The following is an 18,826-nucleotide window of genomic DNA, read 5'->3' on the forward strand; positions in this document are numbered from 1 at the left end:
ATGCGTTCCCAGTTTCCGCATAGGATTCATTCGCAGCAGTTGTTCTGCTGCCGGTGCCGTATGGTTACCAGCCATGGTTTGTATGCGCGCGAGCCGTATTCCACATACGGCGGAATGACGTCGCATGTTCCTCTCCTGTGCGTGTGCGAAAGGTGCGAATCCGCATTCGTCGCCTTCTCGAACGAGTTTGCGTTCTCGCATTCGGACGATGCGGGCGAGTACACCCGCGTGTACGGGAACAGCCGCATTGCCGCGGGCAACTGGCTCTATTTCAGGGGCTCGGTCAAGCCGGGAATGGTCAAGAGCTACTTCCAGACGAACGACAAGGAAATCATCGTCATCAGTTACGATGGCGGGCCCGCGAAAAAAATCGAACTGGACCGCCTCCCGTATATCGACGAGAGGTCCGCGGAAGGTTATCGCCTTCTGCCGGCGCAGAGCGCGCAGACGCTCCTCGGTGACTGCGTGTACCATGCCATCCGCGATCAGTTTGGCGTGGCGGTCGGGTTCGTGAAGGATGGCGACAAGGACAAGCTTGCCGTTCTGCTCGAGGACGCTTCGGTGCTGTTCATTACGCTTCCGCAGACGGCGCAGAACATTCCGAACGACAAGCTTTCCGAAATCGTGCAGAACAAATTGCAGCAGCTCTTCGTGGAGGATGCCGGCCGCATATCGGTGACGGTCGGGCAGGGTATTGTCTACCTCAACGGGCTGGTCAGAAATTATTCTATCAAGCGCTCGCTGCGTGCGTGCGTGAACAGCATGCCGCGCATCCGCGGGTGCGTTGATTTTACGAAAATTATTCCGGAGCCGGGAATCACGGATTCGTTGATAGAGAATCGAGTCTACACGTTGCTCGAATCGTTTGGGCGCAACGTGTTCGATTACAAGGTGAAGGTTTGTGAGGGAAGGGTTTCTGTTTCGCTGTGCTGCTTCGACGATGCTGCACCGCGGGACTTGGAAAGCCGCATCGCAGAAATTCCGGGGGTCTTGGACCTGACCTATTCGATGGTCACGATGTCCGAGAAGGAAATGGAGAACAGGGATGAGTGCTTGGAAATGGAACTTAGTTATTCGATGAATTCCAGGTTCCAGGGAGCTAAGATCAAGGTCTCGTACGTCGAGAACAAGTATTTGTTGGAAGGTCGCGTGCATTCCGCATGGCAGAAGCAGATGGCGTTTGTCAATGCGGTCAAGATGTCGCTTTCCACCGCGGTCGAAAACAGGCTTAGGGTTGTTGAGGGATAAACCAAAAGGAGTAGGTATATGGCAACTGGATACGAAAAGATAAATCTTATTAAGTCTAAATTAAAAACCCCGATGTCGGTCTCGATGTTGGCCGATGCGCTCGGGTGCAGTCCGCGCACGGTGTTCCGCCATCTGGAGGTCATTGAGCAGGAAAACTGCGGACTCCGCAAGATCAAGCGCGAGGGAGAAACGCGTTACGTTATCCAGGTAGAAGAACAGGCGAATTTCAACCAGAGCGTGGTGAAGCAGCTTGAAAAAATCAAGAGAAACCTGCCGGCGACATCGGCTCCGGATATCAAGACTACGAAGCTTTTGGATAAAGTAATCAGCGTGTTGCAGACGACTGACCCGGACGAGTTCAAGCCCGAGGCTGTTACGACCGACCCGGATTACGTGCTGGACTACGGCCCGTTCTGCGACGACAAGATTCAGGACGCCATGGTGAATCGCGCTCTCAAGGCCATTCACGACGGGTTCGCGCTCAAGATACGTTACCGTCCGTCGACATCCGATGAAGAAGTCAGAACGTGCGAGATTTTCCCGGTCAAGGTGATTATGCGTATGGATACGCTCTACCTCGTGGCGGGCGATTTTGACGCGAAGGGCGAGGAAGTATTCAAGAACTACATGTTCGAAAATATCGAGAGCATGTCGGAGACGAACCATTCTTCGCCCCGGTTCAAGTTCGATGCGCGCACCCATTATATTTATACTTTCGGAAAATACACGGATACGAGCAAGCCCGAAGATATCACGCTCGAAATCAGGAGCAAGTGGCTGCAGACTCAGTTCGAACGCGCGCATTTCTACCCGGCGATTTCGAGGCGCTACGACCGCAGCAAGAACATGATTGTCGACTTGAAGCTCCGTGTCACTCCGGATTTCGAGAACTGGCTCATGGGTGCCGCTTCCGATATCCGCATCGTGAAGCCGGCGTCGCTCCGTGAAAGAATCAAGCTGAAAATGAAAAAAGCTTTGGCCGAAATGGAAGGCTAGGAAGGCTTGCAGAAATGGAAAATATCGAGAAAGACCACAGACTTTCCGACTACACTTTTGAATTCCCGAAGGAACTGATTGCGAGCCGCACGGCGGGCAAGGGCAAGACGCGTATTCTGCACTGCCCCAAGGACGGCGGCGAGCGCCGCATAATGAAGGCTCCGGAAATTGTGGATCTGTTCCGCCCCGGCGACTGCCTGGTGGTGAACAACACGAAGGTGATTCCCGCGCGCCTCTTCGGGCATACGCTGCACGGTGGCGAAGTGGAAACGCTTTTGGTGCAGGCGCTCATACCCGCAGAAGATGGCTCCGCCCGCTATGAGGCGCAGGTCCGCCCGGGCAAGGCTTTCAAGATCGGCCGCGAACTCGAAGTCGCAGGCGTGAAGACCGTAGTCGAGGACGTGAAGGAAGACGGAGCCCGCATTTTGCGTTTTGCGGTGACGCCTGTGGAACTCGAGGCTGTCATGAACCGCGAAGGCCATGTGCCGCTTCCGCCGTACATCAACCGCCCCGATGACGAAGACGACAAGAAGGCCTACCAGACCATTTTCGCGAAGTATTCGGGAGCGGTAGCCGCCCCTACGGCGAGCCTGCATTTTAGCGAGCAGATGCTGGCCGATTTGAAGGCGAAGGGCGTGTATGTCGCGGAAGTGACTCTGCACGTCGGACCGGGTACGTTCCAGAATATCTCGGTCGAAGATTTTACGCAGCACAAGATGCACGGCGAACACTACGAACTCACGCAGGAAAACGCCGACATCATCAACAAGGCGAAAGCCGCGGGCGGTCGCGTCGTTACTGTCGGTACGACAAGTACCCGCGTGGTGGAAACGATTGCCGACGACAACGGAATCGTGAAGGCGCAGACGGGAGTGACGCACGCGTTCTTCTATCCGGGCTACCGCTACAAGATTGTGGACGGGCTGCTCACTAATTTCCATTGGCCCAAGAGTTCGCTCATCTTGCTCGTATCTGCCTTCTATGGGCGCGAAAACACGCTTGCCGCCTACAAGATGGCCGTCGAGAACAAGATGAAGCTGTTCAGCTACGGCGACGGGATGCTAATTTTATAACCGGGTCCGCGAGAGCGGTCGAATGAAAAAGGAAGGAATATGAAGATTGCAGTTATCGGTGGTGCCGGGTACATCGGATCGCACACGACTAGGGAACTTCTCGACCGCGGGCACGAAGTCTGCGTGTTCGACAATCTTTCGAGCGGTCTCGAACAGAATTTGTTCCCCGAGGCGGGATTCGTGAAGGGCGATATCCTGAACCCCGATGAGATTGGCGCGTTTTTGAATAGTTTCAAGCCCGAGGGCCTCGTGCACCTGGCCGCCTTCAAGGCTGCCGGCGAATCGATGATCAATCCCGAAAAGTACAGTGTGAACAACATAACGGGCTCCATCAACATTTTGAATGCCGCCTCCGCTGCCGGCGTAAAGTACTTCGTGTTTTCGAGTTCCGCCGCCACCTATGGCGCCCCGAAGTACCAGCCCGTCGATGAGGAGCACCCGACCGACCCCGAAAATTACTACGGCTACACGAAACTCGCCATCGAAGGATTCCTCAAGTGGTACGACAAGCTTCGCGGAATCAAGTTCGCGGCGCTCCGCTATTTCAATGCGGCGGGCTACGACGTGAAGGGGCGTATCAACGGGCTCGAGAAGAACCCGGCGAACCTCATCCCGGTGGTGATGGAAGCCTTGCTCGGTAAGCGCAAGGAACTGCTCGTGTTCGGTAATGACTACGACACTCCCGATGGAACGGGCGTGCGCGACTACATTCACGTGAACGACCTCGCGATTGGTCACGGGATGGCGTTCGATTACCTGCAGAAGAACAACAAGAGCCTCATCGTGAATCTGGGCGTGCAGCAGGGAAGTTCCGTGCTCGACGTCATCCACATGGCCGAGAAGGTCAGTGGCCGCAAGTGCCCGTACCGCATCGTGGAACGCCGCCCGGGCGACCCCGCTTCCCTCGTGGCGAACCCCGCGAAGGCGCACGAAGTCCTTGGCTGGAAGGCGCAATACAGCGATTTGGAAACGCTTCTTGCGACAACTTGGAAGGCCTACCTCGCGAACGAAAAGTAATCGGTTCTGGCCGTATAGAAAAATTGCCCGCGGGTCTTGCCTGCGGGCGTTTTGTTTTTAGCTGTTTGCTTTTCCTAGCAGTTTTTTCGCCTGCGTGGCGAGCAAGTCCTTGTCGTCGAGTTCAATGACCTTCTCTAACCGTTGGCGGCCTTCTTCGGGCTCGATTCCGTAGCGGATTCTGATTTCGCCTATGGTGTAGAGCGCACGGCGTGCGATTTTCGGGTCCTTTTCGAGGGCGAGTCCTTTTTCCAGCAGGGAGAGCGCGGCTTCGATGCAACCTCTGGATTTTGCCGTCCCGCCCCATTCGAGCCACTGCGTGCTGGGAACGTCTATGTACAGGTTCGGGTTCACCATGCGTTCGGCGGTTTTCTTCAGGGTCTCGTGATCGAGCGGCTGTTCCTGCAGGAGTGCCGTCATTGCCTGGTGCAGGCAGACCTTGGCGGTGTCGAAATTCCCTCTTTGCGCGGCGCTGAATCCTTCGTCAATCTTTTCGCGTGTCTTTGTACGCCGTTCTGCGGGAATGTTCCTTTGTGCGGTCCGCTGCATGCGGGTTTCCAGCGCGTCCTTGCGCTGTTCGGAAAGGCTCTTGCGACGCTTGGGCATCTTGATGCCGGCGAGGGCGCCGAGCGCGAAGAACGGGACCGAAGCGAAGGCTACGGGAGCGAATATGCCGGGGTTCACGAACCAGTTGGCGGCAAAGTCGAGAACGAGTCCGGAAATAGCCGTGCCGCGGACGAGTTTCGACACGTTGGCTTTGTCACTGTCGAATGCGGTGGCACCGAGCAGGAAGGCGAGCGCGATACTTGCGCCCATGTAGCGTTCTGTCACGTACGGCTTGAAGAAACTTGTCGAGGTGAGGACGTCGATGACGCACCCGCCGAAAAGTGCGAGCGCGAAGAACGATGCGGTCGTGATGATGACGCCCCACCTGTCGCAGAGTTTTGCAAATGCGAACAGGAAGAAAATCGCGAACACGATGAAACTCGCCCAACTGGGGAAGAGTAACCAGCTGGTGAGCAGCCTTCCGTATTCGCCGTCCTTCGGGATGAATGCCATGGCGTATCGCGGGAACTGGTCCCTGTAGCTCTTGAGGAACTTGTACAGTTCTTTTTCGAACTGCGCTTCCTTGGGGTATGTCCCGTGCTCTGCGATGTATTCTTCTTTGCCTCCGCCGATTTCCCACCATTCACGGAATTCCTTCCGCTTGGACTTGAGGCGTTCTTCGACGTCGAAGGATTTTCCTGCCGAGAGCACGCGTTCGCGGTACTGCTCGAATTCGACAGCCCTGGCGGAGTCGTTCACGGGAAGGCCTATTGTCTTGAACCGCGGCACGCCTTCTTCTTGCCACCACTTCTCGAACGAGAGGGCGATGTTCTTTTCGAGTTCCCTTTGCTGGAATACGGGTGCGAGCGCAGTGACGGCATTGAAAATGCCGATGGCAAGGATTGCTGCGAAGGCTACATAGTGGTGAATCCTGAGGCGCCTCGTGAATTTCCTTATCCCGTGCATCGTTGCCTCCGTCGTTTAGCGTTTGCCGTATTCGCCCAGCTGGTTCCACAGGAAGTCCGTATTCACGTCGCGGTATCCCTGGGCGTTGACGCGTTCGCGCAGCTTGTGTGCGATGTCGAAAAGGTTCGGACAGTTTTGCATGCGTTCGAAACTGTCGAAGATCGTGAGCCTGTCTATCCATTGCGCAAGTTCGGGGAACCTGCTGTCGTTGAAGCGGTTCTCGCGTCCTGTCTTCAGGTATTCCAGGTAGCGGTCGGTAATCTTGTGGCCGTCCTCGATGAAAATGTCCATCGCCTTCGGGAACAGCTTGTAGCCGGTCAGGAACTCGTGCACGATGATTCCGAAACTGAAATAGTCCACCGACGAAGAAAGGTTCTCGCCCATGATGGCCTGCTCGGGTGCGCTGTAGCACGGGGTGAGCTGTCCGCCGTATTCGTTCACCGTCTCGCGCAGTTTCGCTTGTGCGTAGCCGAAGTCGCAGATGAGAATCTTGTGGTTGTTCCTGTGAGAGGGGTTCTGGCACAGGAGCAGGTTCTTCGGTTTCAGGTCTTTGTGGATGACCTGGTAGTAGTGCAGCTGGCTGATCGTGTTGGCGAGGTACGCGATTTGCGCAATTCGCCGGAGCATCTCGTCATCGGTCAGGTTCGTCTTGAAAACGCGGTCGAGCGCGCAGCCCTTGATGAATTCCATCTTCAGGTACGGGTGCCTTCCCGCGATGCCGCCACCGAGGCTCTGCACGACGCCCTCGATATTGGTGGCGCGTATCAGGTTGTTGATGCGGATTTCGTCTTGGAAGGCGCTCAGCAGCATATTGAGCCTGTGCAGCCGGTTCTTGCCCGGAGCTGCCCAGTACTTGCAGATCTTGACTACGATTTCGCGTTCCCCGTAGTGCTGGTTGTCACCCGGGTGTTGTATCCAGATGTTCGCCCTGTAGAGGTTGTTCGTCCCTTCGAGGGTGAGCGGTTCCAGCAGCTCGATTTTTTCCATTGCCCCGCTGTGCAAAAATTCGGGGTTCTGGTCGAACCAGCGCTGGTATTCTTCTTTCGTGTACAGCGGACGCAGCGCGAGGTCGCGCGAAATGCGGTCCAGGGATTCTGCAAGTAGGTTTCTAAGCATCATTCATACTTTGTTTGTTGAACGGCTCAAAAATAAAAATATGCAGCTATTTGCGGTACCATTCGAGGGCGGTTGATTCACTATCCTGCTTTTCCAGGACATCGGTAATAAAATCGAAAGCTTCATCTACGGTGTCGCAGAACTTGAACAGCTTCAGGTCTTCCTTGTTGATCATTCCGGTCTCGGCGAAGAACTCCCAGTTGAGCGCCTTCTTCCAGAACTTGGAATCGAAAACAACGACGGGCAGTTTCTGGGCGTACTTGTCGGTCTGGATGAGCGTGAGCATCTCGAACATTTCGTCGAGAGTGCCGAAGCCGCCGGGGAACACCACGAGCGCGCGAGCCTTCTTCAGGAACCAGTACTTGCGGATGAAGAAGTAGCGGAACTGCAGGTTGAGCGCGTCGTCCAGGTAGGGATTCGGGTGCTGTTCGAACGGGAGCTTGATGTTGAGGCCGATGGAGGGCGTGCCCACGTCGGTCGCACCGCGGTTGCCCGCTTCCATGATGCCCGGTCCGCCGCCGGTCATGATGGCATAGCCTTCGTGGCGCTTGTTGGCCCACTTGCCGAGTTTCTGCCCGAGTTCACGTGCCGCGTTGTACGATTCGGCGACCTTCTCGAGTCTTGCGAGACGGGCGAGTTCTTTTTTGTCCTTGCAGCCCTTGCGGCGCTTCTTGATTTCGTCGGGAGGCAGGGTGCGGGCCGAACCGAAGAAAACGATGGTGTTGTCTATATCTTCCTGGTCGAACACTTGCTGTGGCGCAAAAAATTCAGAAAGGATGCGGAGCGGACGGCCAGCGTCGCTTTCCATGAATTCTTCGTTCAGGTATGCCATTTTGCCGGGGGCCGGATGAAGTTGCTTTTTCTTAGTCATGAGATCAATTCCTTGTGAGATAAATTCCTTGTGTTTCCTATAATATATGTTGCAAAATGCGAAATTGAGAAAAATTTTTCAAAAAACGCTTTTTTTGACCGAAAAAACTTTATATTTATCTTATGCTAGTAAAAATTTGGACAGACAGCTTTATCATTACAGGCGAAATCGACACGCTCCGTGACGAACGCCTTACCGACTATATCCGCGAAAACAAGGACTTTATCGCCGTGACGCAGGTGAAAGTGAGCGACAGGAACGACAAGGACCTGTTCCGTACGCACTTCCTCAACGTGAGTACGCGCCACATCGAGATTATATTGCCTGCAGAGTAGAATCCAATCGACATTGTACGAAAAAAGCCGTTCCCGAAGGAGCGGCTTGAATTTTTTTGTTTTGGCCTGGATTACAGGAAGAACCAGTGCAGCTGAACCTGAGTCTTGAGACCCACGTCGATTCTGGAGTCAATCAGGTTATGGTCGCCATTGACGGGTTCACTGATGTAGTCGAAACCGAGGCCGAGTCTGCCGGTCAGGTAGAAGTGCGAGACCAGGTTCGCGCGGATGCCGGCGAAAGCGTTCAGGGTTACCTGGTTGCTGTCTTCGCCCCAGTGGCTGAAGAGGAATTCACCGCCGACGGAAATCGGCAGGAGAATTTGCGCAATGAAGTAGTCAAAGCCAACACCGATTTGAATCTGGGTGTAGTCATCGTTGCGGTCAACTTCGCCTGCGGGGTTCTTGGTTTCGCGGGTGGTCTCACCGTGATGGTACAGGCCGAAGATGGCGGAAAGTTCCATATCGGGGAAGAGCTTGAACGTCACGAAGAATTTCTGGACACCGTTGTCGTCAATGGCGTCCAGGAGGCTGACACCGAAACCGAGCATTTCGCCACCGTCTTTTACAGCACTTGTTGAGGTGCTTGCTGAGGGAGCGACAACCTGGGAAGAGGGGGCGCTAGAAGCTGCCGGAGTGTCGTCGTCTTCGTATTCGTCGTCGTCATCCTGGGCGTAGCTGTAGCTGCAGAGGGCCAGCGAGGCTAGCAATGTCAAAAAGAATTTTTTCATTTTGTTAACTCCTTGATAATCAGATGATGAAAAAATAACCTATCTCTCGCTATCCGTCTATCGATTTTTCGTAAAAAAAAACTATCGTCTTTTTGCCTAATCTTGCCATTCCATGCTGATTTTGGCGATTAGGAAGCGCCTTGAGGCTTCGTCGAGTTTCGCGGGGTCGATTTCCATGCCCAGGAGGCCGGCGTATATCACGAACGGGCTCGCGGTGCAGCCTTGTTCGTTGCATTTCACCTTCACGAAAAGGGTGCCGCCTGCGATTTCTATGCCGAGCACTTGTTCGTTCAGGTTGATCTCCTGCCCGCGGTGGTTCTTCACTATGGGGAGCGTCTTGGCGTTGAATCGTTCCATCAGGTCTTCCGGGATGCTTTCGGGCGTGTGGCGGTACACCATCGCCTTCGGGAAGTGCTTGCTGAGCTTTTGCTTGAGAGGCTCGATGTTCACGATTTCCATGCCCCGCGGGAACGGCGTGCTCAGCTGCGCCATGAGCGTCGGGAGATTCTCGGGCGAGATGTCGAGCTTCTGCAGCAATTCCACGCTGATGACTTCGCAGTAGGTTTCGAGCCCGAGGGGGAGCGCGCCCATGTTCGAGATGCGCGGCTTGGGGCTGAAGCCTTCGCTGAACTTGACGGGAATTCCCGCGCACAGGAACGTACGCTCGAAGAAACTGAGCATGTTCTGGTGGGGCAAGAAGCGGCTGAGTCCCGTTTTCTTGAAGGTAATCTTGTAGCTGAAACTTTCCGTCTTCTTGGGGCGGCGTTCCTCGACGAGCTTCTTGATTTCTTCGGGTGTGCGGCTCGGGGCCTTGTGGCGCACGGGGGCGTCGGCGAGCTTGATTTCGTCGCCGAATCCGGGGATGCCGCACTTTTGGCAGTCGCCCCACTTGCAGTTGGGGACGGGCGCTGAATTCGGGTCGAACGCCTTTTCCCACTCGCGGCGCAGGTACTGCTTTGTGGTGCCCGCATGGATGAAATCCCACGGGAACACTTCGTCCTTTTCGCGTTCGCGGTACACCCAGCTGGTGTCGTAGCCGCATTTTTTCCATACCGCGAGCCACTTGTTGAAGTCAAAGCGGTAGGCGTCGCTTTCGAAGAGGATGCCCTGCTTGTACGCTTCGTAGATGACGGGGCCGAGGCTCCTGTCGCCGCGGCTGTAGACGGCTTCGAGGAAGCTCGTTTCCCAGCTGGCCCAGTTGATTTTTACGTTCGGGTGCTTGAAGAACTTCTCGCGCACGTAGCGGATGTGCTTGAGCGCGGTTTCCTTGTCCATGAACGGCGCCCACTGGAGGGCCGTAAACGACTTCGGAATCAAAATGCCGATGCTGACCGCAATCTGGATTCCGCGGTTGTACTTGCGCCCGATCTTCACGAGGTTGAATATGAGGTCGCAGAACGCCTGCATGTCGGCCTCGTTCTCGGTCGGGAATCCAATCATTGTGTACAACTTAATTTTGTTGAACCCGCTGCTGAAAGCGTGCTCGGCGGCGTCGTACATGTCTTGGTCGCTGATGGTCTTGTTGATCATCTTGCGAATGCGCTCGGAACCCGTCTCGGGGGCGAACGTGGCGCTGCGGCCGCCCTTGAGGGCGGCAATTTTGCCGGCGAGCGTCTGCCCGAAACTGTTCACGCGGATGCTGGGCAAGCTCACGTCGACGGTATCGAAGAACGGGTCATCGATGATGGAGTCGGTGAGGGCTTCCACCGGCTTGTAGTCGGCGGTAGAAAGCGAGAGGAGCCCGAGTTCGCGTTCGCCGGTGGCGCGGATGCCCGCCTTCGCGATGTCCAGCACGTCGTCCGGGTTGAGTTCGCGGCACGGACGGTACCAGATGCCGGCCTGGCAGAAGCGGCAACCTTGTGCGCAGCCGCGCATGACTTCCACGCTGAAGCGGTTGTGCACGAGCTGCATGTTCGCGATGAGGTTCTTGACCGGATAGTCCTTCGGGTCCATCACCGGGATGAACAGGCGGCGGACCCCGTTCGTGGTGGCGTAGGCGCCGGCGGCAGGTTTCGCCGGCACAATCGCGCCGAATTTGTTTGTCACGACCGGGCGGAGGCTCGGTACGTACACGCCATCAATTTTGGAGAGGTTCTCGAGTATTTCGGCGCGCTTGAGGCCCGCCTTGCGGCCTTCGCCTACGCACCGCAGGAATTCAATCATCACCTTCTCGCCGTCGCCAATCATGAAGGCGTCGAAGAAGTCTACGACAGGTTCGGGGTTTGCCATCGACGGCCCGCCCGCGACGACTATCGGGTCGTTTTCCTGACGGTCCTTTTGCCACACGGGAATGCGGGCCAGTTCAAGCACGTAGGGCACGTTGGTAAAGTTGAGCTCCGTCTGGAGCGTCATGCCCACCACCTCGAATTCGCGTACCGGCGTGTAGGTCGCGTAGCTGTACAGCGGGATGTCGTACTTCGCCATTTCGCGGGCCATGTCGTCCCACGGCGCGAAGGAGACTTCGCACAAAAGGTCGCTTTCCCTGTTTATCACGTGGTACAGGATGCGGATGCCGTTGTTGCTCATGCCGATTTCGTAGGTGTCCGGGAATACGAACGCCATGCGGGCGAGCATCTGGCTGTGGTCCTTAACCACGGAGTTCGCTTCACCGCCCATGTAGCGGGCTGGGGATTCTACGGCGGGCAACGCCAAGGCGATTTTTTCGAGAATGGTCATAAAATCAAATTTAGGAAAACAAACCCCGGCCGTTACGCCGTGCGGTCTTGTCCACGTTCAGGGATTGGTCCTGGGGCCGTAAACCTTCCGTTTTTTGCGGTTTTGGGGGCTTTTTTTCAACTATTTTTGGCTCCTTTGGGTACAAATTGCGTTTCTTTTGATAAATTTAAGGTATGAGTTTTTTTTCTTATATCTTTTGCGTAATCTTCTTTGTCGCAGGGGTCGTTGGCGCCTATTTGATCCCGGATAATACGCTTGCCTTGCACCTGAAGTTCGTTCTCGTAGGTGCTTGGGGTTCCGTAATGGGGCTCATTTTTTATTCCCTTAGTTGCCGCAAGCTGCGCGAAGCCGAAGAAAACTACACCGAATTGCTCAATACGCAGAGCAGGTCCCCGAAGACGGAATACGTGCCCGTCGTGCCTTCCATTGGCGACGAGATGCAGCCTTTCGAGCGTCCCACCAAAAAGAGCCCCTTCGACAGCATTCTCCCTCCGGGCGCGGTTCCCGCTGCCGAGGCCCTGAAACAGGTCAAGAAAGTTCCTCAGGTGTTCCCCCTCGATGCGTGGAATACCTTCTGCAAGCAGATTCTCAAGAACAGGCCCTTCCCCGAGGTGGTGGAGGCCCTGGAAAAGTCCCTTCCGCAACTCTTCCCGAAGGCGGCCGGCATCCTCTACATGTATGGCGGCGTCCAGACCGAGCTCCACAAGATCCTTTCCTTCGGCGACTATGTTATCAGTGACGACACGATTATGCCGGCGGAATGCGCGAGCTTCAATATGGGCGATATCGTCGTGACGAACTATGCCACGGGCGAATTCACCGGTGGCTGCACGCATTTGCATCATCACCCGCAGGGAATCTCGTTCTGCGCCCCGATCGAGGGTCTGGAAGAGCATTTCGGCATCCTCTGCATTCAGATTGACAAGCTTCCCGAAGGCGAGACTCTCGAATTCTGGAAGGCCAAGGTGAGCATCGTTTCCGCGACGTTCGGGCTCTACGTGGCGAACCAGAACCTGAATCTCCGGTTCCAGCAGCACAGCATCCGCGACCCGCTTACAGGCCTGTTCAACAGGCGTTACATGGAAGAATCGCTGCGTCGCGAGGTTTCCGCGGCCCGCCGCCACGGCACGCCTATCGGCATTATCATGATGTACCCCGATGCGATCGACGCCATCAACAAGGAAAAGGGCCGCCATGCGGTCGAACAGCTCCTGTGGGAACTGGGGCAGCGCCTTCCCGGGTTCATCCGTACCGAGGATATCCCCTGCCGCTTTGACGGCAATGTGCTCTGCGTGATTCTCCCCGGTGCCGACAGCAAGATAACCCTTGAACGCGCCGAACGCATCCGCAGGGAGATTTCCCAGCTCCAGATAGCCTATGGCGACGGTATCCTCTCGACGAGGCTCAGTCTCGGCGTTTCGGTGATGCCCGACCACGCCCAGGACGAGGGTGGCCTCATCTACAGCGCCCAGATGGCCCTGCAGCTCTCCATCGACAACGGTGGCAACCGTGCCGTTTCCGTCGATGCGCTCCGATAGCCGCTTTTTTGGCGAAATTTTGGCGATAACAAAAAACATCCTGGCTAGAGGCCAGGATGTTTTTTTTGGGGTTAGGAGGAGAACAAAGAGTTCTTGAATACAAAGATACCTATAAAAACGGGCCCAAGCACACTTTTTTTGGTCGAAAGGGAATAAAGTGTAGAGAAGTTCTCATCACCCCCAAATAATCGTAACCAATGTTCCCGTTTTTTGAAAATGGGCCGTTTATGCGGTTTTGGCCGGCCTCGGTCCCCGTGTTTTTCTACATTTACCTTTGTATGAAGAAGTTTATCGCTCCCATCGTCTTGTTTGTCTTGGCGGCAGGGCTTGGTGCCTATCTGTTGCTCGATTTTTCTGCGGCGGGGTCTTTTGACGCGGACGCCTACCTTGAGGCCCGGAGCCGTATCGATTCCCTGCAGATGGCCCTGTACGAGGCGCAGGGGAATCCCGACTTGCAGTTGTCTATCCGTGGCGAACTGGAGCAGTCCTGGGAAACGCTTAACGAAATGCGCACTATTCCCGCGCCCGCACCCTCGAACAATCCCTTCGGCTTGTCGAACGAGACTATGCTCTGGATTGCCTGCGGTGTATTTGCCGTCATACTTTGCATTATCCTGCTTGCATTCCTTGCGCACAGGAAGAAGGTCCTGACCATGAAGATGGAGGCCATCAAGGCGGAGGAACAGCGGTTCAAGGAACCCAAGGGCGGACTTGACGACGCGACTGTCGTTACGCGCCCGCGTCCGCAGAAGCGCTCTATTATCGACGAAGTCGAAAATGCGGCCAGGGAGCAGGAATTGCCCAAGATGGCTTTCGAAAACGAACTTGGCGTTCCCGAGAACAAGATCATGACGACCGATCTCGATGCACCGCACCCGCAGCTTAGGCCTACGGCGAAGGAACGCATTACATCGGCCATGCAGTCGCTTTCCGACGTATTGCACTCCCCGCGCGGAGTTACCCGCGAGCGTACCATGAAGTTGCGTGCACAGAGCCACAATTCCACGGGCAATCCGAACCTGCAGGCTAAATCGCCTCTGCAGACGAGCCGTTTCGACCGCGAAATGACTGTGAAGACGAAGATTATGCAGATGTCTCGCCGCGGGTTCCCTGCGTCGGCAATCGCCTCGCAGCTGAAGATTCCGCAGGATCAGGTTGAAGCGGTCATCAAGGCCTCGATCGATTCAGGAGCTTGATGCGTTACCGTTTCCGCTGCGAGTACTTGGGAAGCGCGTTCTACGGCTGGCAAGAGCAGAACGAGGGCGGAAAGACCAAGTTCGTGACCGTCCAGTCCACCCTGGAGGGGGCGTTTACGACGGCGCTGCGTGCTCCTATCCGTATCGTGGGTTCGGGCCGTACCGATACCGGCGTGCATGCCCGCGGGCAGTGCGCCCATTTTGATTTTGACGGGGAAATCGACGCGTTCAAGACGGAGCGTTCGATAAACGGCCTTACCAAGCGCCTTATCCGCATCCGCGACCTGGAGCCCTGTGCTCCCGATTTCCATGCCCGTTACGATGCCGTCTCCCGCTACTACCAGTATACCATATTCACGCGCCCGGTGGCGCTGATGCGCGATTTCGGCTGGGAATGCGGTTCGCTCAACCTGGATATAGATGCCATGGCCCGCGAGGCGCAGTCTTTCTTGGGCGAACATGACTTTATCGACTTCTGCATTCCGCGCAACGACGGCAAGTCCACGCTCTGCACGCTGACCGAGTTCAGGCTCGAGCGCGTGAACGACTGGACTTGCATGTTCCATATCCGCGGGAACCGATTCCTGCACCGCCAGGTGCGCGCGATGGTCGGCACGCTCTTCGACGTGGGGCGTGGCCGTTTCCCGAACGGTACGGTGGATGCCATCTTCTCGAAGCAGTTCGAGGGCGAAAGGACCTGGGCTCCTCCGCAGGGGCTCGTGCTGCAAGACGTTGAATACGCGGATTACTAAAGGATTTGGCTTGCGCTATATACGAAAAAACCGACCGGTAAGGTCGGTTTGGCTTTATCTTGTATGTAAAATCGCTTAGGGTGTTGCACGGCGGATGATGTCGAGCATTTCCTTTACGGCGTTCTCGAGGCCCACGAGGGCGGCCCTTGCGACGATGCTGTGGCCGATATTGAGTTCCTCGATGCCTTCGATGGCGGCGATGGGTTCTACGTTGCGGTAGTTGAGCCCGTGACCGGCGATGATGCGCAGGCCGTACTTCTTGGCGAGCACGGTCATGTCCTGGATAGAAGAGATTTCGCGGTTCACTTCCTGGATGCTGCCGAGGTCGCATGCGGTGGCGTAGCGCGCGGTGTTGAACTCGACGAAGTCGGCTCCGACCTTCTTTGCCGCCTTGACCTGTTCGGTCTCGGGGTCGATGAATACGCACGTGGCGATGTCGTTGTTCTTGAGCGTCATGACGATTTTCGAAATCTCGTCAATCTTTGCGGCGACGTTCATGCCCGCTTCGGTCGTGATTTCCTGGCTGTTCTCGGGAACGAGCGTCACCATGTCGGGCTGCACGTTGATGGCGAACTGCACCATCTCGGGATTCGTCGATATCTGCAGGTCGAGCTTCGTGGCCACGGTGCCGCGGAGGAGCTTCAGGTCGCGGTCCTGGATATGGCGCTTGTCTTCGCGCAGGTGGGCTACGATGCCGTGGCAGCCGGCGAGTTCCGCGATAATGGCTGCTGCGACCGGATCCGGTTCACGGATTTTGCGTGCTTCGCGTATGGTGGCTATATGGTCTATGTTGACACCTAATTTTACGGTCATGGAAGCTCCTTGTTGGTGTTCATAAAGGTAGATAAATTTATTATCGTGGTGCCCTGGGCCGCCGTTTTTTCCTTCATTGTCTTGACCTTGGCGATACTTTCCTGCGAAAGCGGGAGTATCATGGCTCCCATTCCGTTTCTGGCCGCTCCACGCAGCTTCTGGTGGATGTAGTCGTCAAGAGAACTGTTGTCGGGATTGTACGGGGCGAGAATCTTGCAGCTGATGTTGAACTTGGGGCAGATTTCCATGACCTTTGACTTGTTGTTGAGCGAAAGGTCCGCAAACCAGAGTTTGTTCTTCTTTGCCGCGTTGAGGACGGCTTCCAGCAGGGGCCTGTGGTCGACGGCATGTTCCGCGAATCTCGTGGCGATGCCGGTGGCCGAAGGAATCAGCGCCTTCGCGTCGGATATGATTCCCGAAATCTGTTCTTCGGTATGGTAGCTCCTGATGGGGCGCGTCTTGGTGAATCTCTTGTCGAGGCTTTCCGATTCCATCACGAGCCACAGCACGACTTCCTTGTCCTTTACCCTGTCCAGGTCTGGGTAAAAGCTTTCGGGCCTTCCGAAGGGCGTGACCAGCAGGTCGTAGGGGAAGTCGAGGGTGTTCAGCGCGACGATAATTTCGGGAGTGAGCGTCTTTACCTGGAACGCGATGGAAAGGTACGACGCGTTGTCGCGGAAAACGTTCGAGGATACTTGCAGGTTCAATAAAAGCGTGTCGCCGTTCGGCGCGATGGCGTCCATGTTTGCCGACTGGAAGGCGTTGTTGTCGTTGAAGAGCTCTTCCATGAATAAAACCTTGCCGCCGTTCTTTTCCAGTATTTTTTGCGCTTGCATCAGGTAGTGGATGATGGTGCGGCCTCTTCCGAGCGTCCATACGTCGCGCTTCTTCCTCTTGGAATATTGCGCCTGTATGACTTCGAGTTCCGCTTTCATCTGGTCAATAAAGGGAAGCGTGTCCTGCACTGCGGTTGAATCGGAGAGGGCTTCTTCTTGCGTGTCTTTCTGGGCCAGCAGGTTGTCAAGGTCCATTTTCGGGAGCAGGTAAGCCGCCGAGGCGATTACCGCGAGCACAATAAATATGGCAAGGATGTGCTTGGTTTTATTCATCGGTTTCAAATATAATTATATTGCGTTTCATGCCGATTCTTTTCGCCATCGTAGGAGCTACGGGAACAGGGAAGTCGAGCGTGGCCGTCGAACTTGCCGCGCGTTATGGGGCCGAAATCATCGGCGTCGATTCCCGCCAGATATACAAGGGCTTCGCGATTGGTACGGCACAGCCGCCCCGCTCCGATATGGAAAAGGTGAAACACCACATGGTGGATTTCCTCAAACCGGAGAAGGTTTTTTCTGCGGGTGATTTCTGCATGCTTACGAAGCAACTGCTCGAAGCGCATCCCGAACGCAAGTTCATCGCGGTCGGTGGTACGGGACTGTATATGCAGTCGCTTATGCTCGGGCTTCCGCAGATTCCGAAAGTCGCTCCGGAAGTTCGTGCCGAAATAGAAGAGTTCGGCCGCAGCGCGGGTATTGATAGTTTGTTCAAAATGGCGTGCGAGATTGATCCCGAAGCGATGGCAAATGTCGATGTGCACAACGTGCAGCGCATCGTTCGCATTCTCGAAGTGCATCGGGCTACGGGCCGCAAGCTTTCGGAATGGCAGAAGGAACGCGTCGGCGGCATAGGCGCTCTGCCTGTGTTCTGGCTTGATCGCCCGCGCGAGGCGCTCTATGCGCGTATCGATGCGCGCGTGGACCAGATGATGCGTGATGGCTGGATGGACGAGGTGCAGCGCCTTGCACAAACGGTTCCTCTCGATGCGCCCGCATGGCAGAGCCTCGGGTACCGCGAACTGTTGCAGGCCAATTCTTCTGCCGAGATTGCGCGCGTTGTCGAAGACGTGAAGCGCAAGACCCGCAATTACGCCAAGCGGCAGCTCACGTGGTTCCGCTGGCAGGTGGAATCTACCCGCATCGATATGGATTCTTGCAATCCCGTAGACGTTATAGCCGATAGCTTGGTATAATAGCGCTTTTGCTCTCCTATATAGAGCCTTGGAGCTTCGATTTTCGTTTTTACTTTGTCTGAAATCGAACGAAGTGGCCGCGAAAACGGTCTTTGCGCAACCAATTTTGTGTCTCCAGAACCATTTTTTGCGAAAATTTCTTCGAGGAATGTCGGAAAAGTCGTTCGGATGATGTTTTTGGAGAAAAATTTTCGTGCTGTTCCCCCGTAAAGGAGGGGCCGACAAAATTTTTTTCATCTTCATTTGTTAATAGAGTGTTAACAAAGTGTAGCGGATGCTGGTTAAGACCCGTTTTTTCAAAAAAAATGAAAAAAAAGTTGAATTTTTTTGCCAAAAACCCTTGACATTCTCCCTGAAAATTCTATCATTGGCGTCACCCTCGAACGGGACGCCTGAAACGGCCGAACGAGAGAGGACGGAGGCCCTGAGAGGCCGCCGGGCAGCTTGAAGGAATCGGAGATGTGCTTAGTGACGGACCAAGAAGTTAATTCTTGAAGTCAATACGAACGTGATTAACAGGACCAAGACTTTAAAAAATCAATGAAGAGTTTGATCCTGGCTCAGAACGAACGCTGGTGGCGTGTCTTATACATGCAAGTCGAGCGGTCCGCAAGGATAGCGGCGAACGGGTGAGTAACGCGTAAGCAATCTGCCCCGCATATTGGGATAGCCGTGCCAACGCGCGGATAATACCGAATAACGTGGCCCTGGACATCCGGGGTTGACGAAAGATTCATCGATGCGGGATGAGCTTGCGTCCGATTAGCTAGTTGGCGGGGCAACGGCCCACCAAGGCGACGATCGGTAGCCGGCCTGAGAGGGTGATCGGCCACATTGGGACTGAGATACGGCCCAGACTCCTACGGGAGGCAGCAGCTAAGAATATTCCGCAATGGACGAAAGTCTGACGGAGCGACGCCGCGTGGATG

16 protein-coding genes and 1 rRNA gene are annotated in these 18,826 nt (G+C 55.4%); 10 read left to right on the top strand and 7 right to left on the bottom strand.

The features are described from left to right. From IK012_RS02970 to galE, 4 genes are read left to right on the top strand one after another with little or no spacing between them, the layout of a single operon-like run. Entirely contained in the window at positions 1-1,248 is a 1,248-nt protein-coding gene (locus IK012_RS02970; RefSeq protein ID WP_290950272.1) for a BON domain-containing protein, read from the top strand. Between the two features lie 18 nt (positions 1,249-1,266). Continuing rightward, positions 1,267-2,244, top strand: coding sequence for a YafY family protein (locus IK012_RS02975; protein WP_290950274.1), 978 nt, complete (start codon positions 1,267-1,269; stop codon positions 2,242-2,244). Between the two features lie 14 nt (positions 2,245-2,258). Beyond that, a complete protein-coding gene (gene queA / locus IK012_RS02980; protein ID WP_290950277.1) occupies positions 2,259-3,317 on the top strand; it encodes a tRNA preQ1(34) S-adenosylmethionine ribosyltransferase-isomerase QueA in 1,059 nt (352 codons plus the stop codon). A gap of 39 nt (positions 3,318-3,356) precedes the next feature. Further along, on the top strand, positions 3,357-4,334 hold the full coding sequence (gene galE / locus IK012_RS02985) for a UDP-glucose 4-epimerase GalE (RefSeq protein ID WP_290950280.1): 978 nt from the start codon (positions 3,357-3,359) through the stop codon (positions 4,332-4,334). A 57-nt stretch (positions 4,335-4,391) separates the two neighbouring features. On the opposite strand, the gene IK012_RS02990 is transcribed toward galE, so the two are convergent. The 3 genes from IK012_RS02990 to IK012_RS03000 are packed head-to-tail and all read right to left on the bottom strand — an operon-like array spanning position 4,392 to position 7,830. Then, complete coding sequence (locus tag IK012_RS02990; protein ID WP_290950283.1) at positions 4,392-5,843, bottom strand: hypothetical protein; 1,452 nt, start codon at positions 5,841-5,843, stop codon at positions 4,392-4,394. 15 nt (positions 5,844-5,858) lie between these two features. Continuing rightward, positions 5,859-6,962 carry a protein kinase gene (locus tag IK012_RS02995; RefSeq protein ID WP_290950285.1) on the bottom strand — a complete coding sequence of 368 codons (1,104 nt, stop codon included), beginning with the start codon at positions 6,960-6,962 and terminating at the stop codon, positions 5,859-5,861. Positions 6,963-7,005: 43 nt separating this feature from the next. Continuing rightward, the gene (locus IK012_RS03000; RefSeq protein ID WP_290950288.1) at positions 7,006-7,830 is read right to left on the bottom strand and encodes a TIGR00730 family Rossman fold protein; all 825 of its coding nucleotides are present in this window, start codon (positions 7,828-7,830) and stop codon (positions 7,006-7,008) included. A 122-nt stretch (positions 7,831-7,952) separates the two neighbouring features. On the opposite strand from IK012_RS03000, the gene IK012_RS03005 reads away from it, so the two are divergent. After that, complete coding sequence (locus tag IK012_RS03005) at positions 7,953-8,165, top strand: hypothetical protein (RefSeq protein WP_173306137.1); 213 nt, start codon at positions 7,953-7,955, stop codon at positions 8,163-8,165. Positions 8,166-8,236: 71 nt separating this feature from the next. Here the strand turns inward: IK012_RS03005 and IK012_RS03010 are convergent, their stop codons facing one another. Together IK012_RS03010 and IK012_RS03015 are read right to left on the bottom strand one after the other, a co-directional pair. Next, positions 8,237-8,893, bottom strand: a complete 657-nt coding sequence (locus IK012_RS03010) for a hypothetical protein (RefSeq protein ID WP_290950294.1) — start codon at positions 8,891-8,893, stop codon at positions 8,237-8,239. 96 nt (positions 8,894-8,989) lie between these two features. Next, positions 8,990-11,569, bottom strand: coding sequence for a TIGR03960 family B12-binding radical SAM protein (locus IK012_RS03015; RefSeq protein ID WP_290950296.1), 2,580 nt, complete (start codon positions 11,567-11,569; stop codon positions 8,990-8,992). Between the two features lie 173 nt (positions 11,570-11,742). On the opposite strand from IK012_RS03015, the gene IK012_RS03020 reads away from it, so the two are divergent. The 3 genes from IK012_RS03020 to truA all read left to right on the top strand — a co-directional run bounded on the left by IK012_RS03020 (position 11,743) and on the right by truA (position 15,055). After that, positions 11,743-13,107 carry a GGDEF domain-containing protein gene (locus tag IK012_RS03020; protein WP_290950299.1) on the top strand — a complete coding sequence of 455 codons (1,365 nt, stop codon included), beginning with the start codon at positions 11,743-11,745 and terminating at the stop codon, positions 13,105-13,107. A gap of 278 nt (positions 13,108-13,385) precedes the next feature. After that, positions 13,386-14,303 carry a hypothetical protein gene (locus IK012_RS03025; protein ID WP_173379559.1) on the top strand — a complete coding sequence of 306 codons (918 nt, stop codon included), beginning with the start codon at positions 13,386-13,388 and terminating at the stop codon, positions 14,301-14,303. After that, positions 14,303-15,055: a tRNA pseudouridine(38-40) synthase TruA gene (gene truA, locus IK012_RS03030; protein WP_290950304.1), complete on the top strand. Its 753-nt coding sequence runs from the start codon at positions 14,303-14,305 to the stop codon at positions 15,053-15,055. Before IK012_RS03025 ends, truA begins: the two co-directional genes overlap by 1 nt. Positions 15,056-15,130: 75 nt before the next feature. Here the strand turns inward: truA and IK012_RS03035 are convergent, their stop codons facing one another. Both IK012_RS03035 and IK012_RS03040 read right to left on the bottom strand, forming a co-directional pair. Continuing rightward, positions 15,131-15,868, bottom strand: a complete 738-nt coding sequence (locus IK012_RS03035) for a pyridoxine 5'-phosphate synthase (RefSeq protein WP_290950306.1) — start codon at positions 15,866-15,868, stop codon at positions 15,131-15,133. Further along, complete coding sequence (locus tag IK012_RS03040; protein WP_290950308.1) at positions 15,865-16,977, bottom strand: divergent polysaccharide deacetylase family protein; 1,113 nt, start codon at positions 16,975-16,977, stop codon at positions 15,865-15,867. The genes IK012_RS03035 and IK012_RS03040 overlap by 4 nt, the downstream gene beginning before the upstream one ends. 29 nt (positions 16,978-17,006) lie before the next feature. Between IK012_RS03040 and miaA the strand changes: the two genes are divergently transcribed. Both miaA and IK012_RS03050 read left to right on the top strand, forming a co-directional pair. After that, positions 17,007-17,897, top strand: a complete 891-nt coding sequence (gene miaA / locus IK012_RS03045) for a tRNA (adenosine(37)-N6)-dimethylallyltransferase MiaA (protein ID WP_290950312.1) — start codon at positions 17,007-17,009, stop codon at positions 17,895-17,897. A gap of 537 nt (positions 17,898-18,434) precedes the next feature. Next, positions 18,435-18,826: ribosomal RNA gene (locus IK012_RS03050) — 16S ribosomal RNA — on the top strand; the annotation flags it as partial.

The organism is Fibrobacter sp. (assembly GCF_017551775.1).
Lineage (GTDB): Bacteria > Fibrobacterota > Fibrobacteria > Fibrobacterales > Fibrobacteraceae > Fibrobacter.

Excerpts from the sequence above, each read along its gene's own strand:
- IK012_RS02975 (WP_290950274.1), top strand. The coding sequence starts at position 1,267 with ATGGCAACTGGATACGAAAAGATAAATCTTATTAAGTCTAAATTAAAA.
- IK012_RS03015 (WP_290950296.1), bottom strand. The coding sequence starts at position 11,569 with ATGACCATTCTCGAAAAAATCGCCTTGGCGTTGCCCGCCGTAGAATCC.
- IK012_RS02990 (WP_290950283.1), bottom strand. The coding sequence starts at position 5,843 with ATGCACGGGATAAGGAAATTCACGAGGCGCCTCAGGATTCACCACTAT.
- IK012_RS03020 (WP_290950299.1), top strand. The coding sequence starts at position 11,743 with ATGAGTTTTTTTTCTTATATCTTTTGCGTAATCTTCTTTGTCGCAGGG.
- IK012_RS03040 (WP_290950308.1), bottom strand. The coding sequence starts at position 16,977 with ATGAATAAAACCAAGCACATCCTTGCCATATTTATTGTGCTCGCGGTA.
- IK012_RS03000 (WP_290950288.1), bottom strand. The coding sequence starts at position 7,830 with ATGACTAAGAAAAAGCAACTTCATCCGGCCCCCGGCAAAATGGCATAC.
- miaA (WP_290950312.1), top strand. The coding sequence starts at position 17,007 with ATGCCGATTCTTTTCGCCATCGTAGGAGCTACGGGAACAGGGAAGTCG.
- IK012_RS02970 (WP_290950272.1), top strand. The coding sequence starts at position 1 with ATGCGTTCCCAGTTTCCGCATAGGATTCATTCGCAGCAGTTGTTCTGC.
- galE (WP_290950280.1), top strand. The coding sequence starts at position 3,357 with ATGAAGATTGCAGTTATCGGTGGTGCCGGGTACATCGGATCGCACACG.
- IK012_RS03005 (WP_173306137.1), top strand. The coding sequence starts at position 7,953 with ATGCTAGTAAAAATTTGGACAGACAGCTTTATCATTACAGGCGAAATC.
- IK012_RS03035 (WP_290950306.1), bottom strand. The coding sequence starts at position 15,868 with ATGACCGTAAAATTAGGTGTCAACATAGACCATATAGCCACCATACGC.
- IK012_RS03010 (WP_290950294.1), bottom strand. The coding sequence starts at position 8,893 with ATGAAAAAATTCTTTTTGACATTGCTAGCCTCGCTGGCCCTCTGCAGC.
- IK012_RS03025 (WP_173379559.1), top strand. The coding sequence starts at position 13,386 with ATGAAGAAGTTTATCGCTCCCATCGTCTTGTTTGTCTTGGCGGCAGGG.
- IK012_RS02995 (WP_290950285.1), bottom strand. The coding sequence starts at position 6,962 with ATGATGCTTAGAAACCTACTTGCAGAATCCCTGGACCGCATTTCGCGC.
- truA (WP_290950304.1), top strand. The coding sequence starts at position 14,303 with ATGCGTTACCGTTTCCGCTGCGAGTACTTGGGAAGCGCGTTCTACGGC.
- queA (WP_290950277.1), top strand. The coding sequence starts at position 2,259 with ATGGAAAATATCGAGAAAGACCACAGACTTTCCGACTACACTTTTGAA.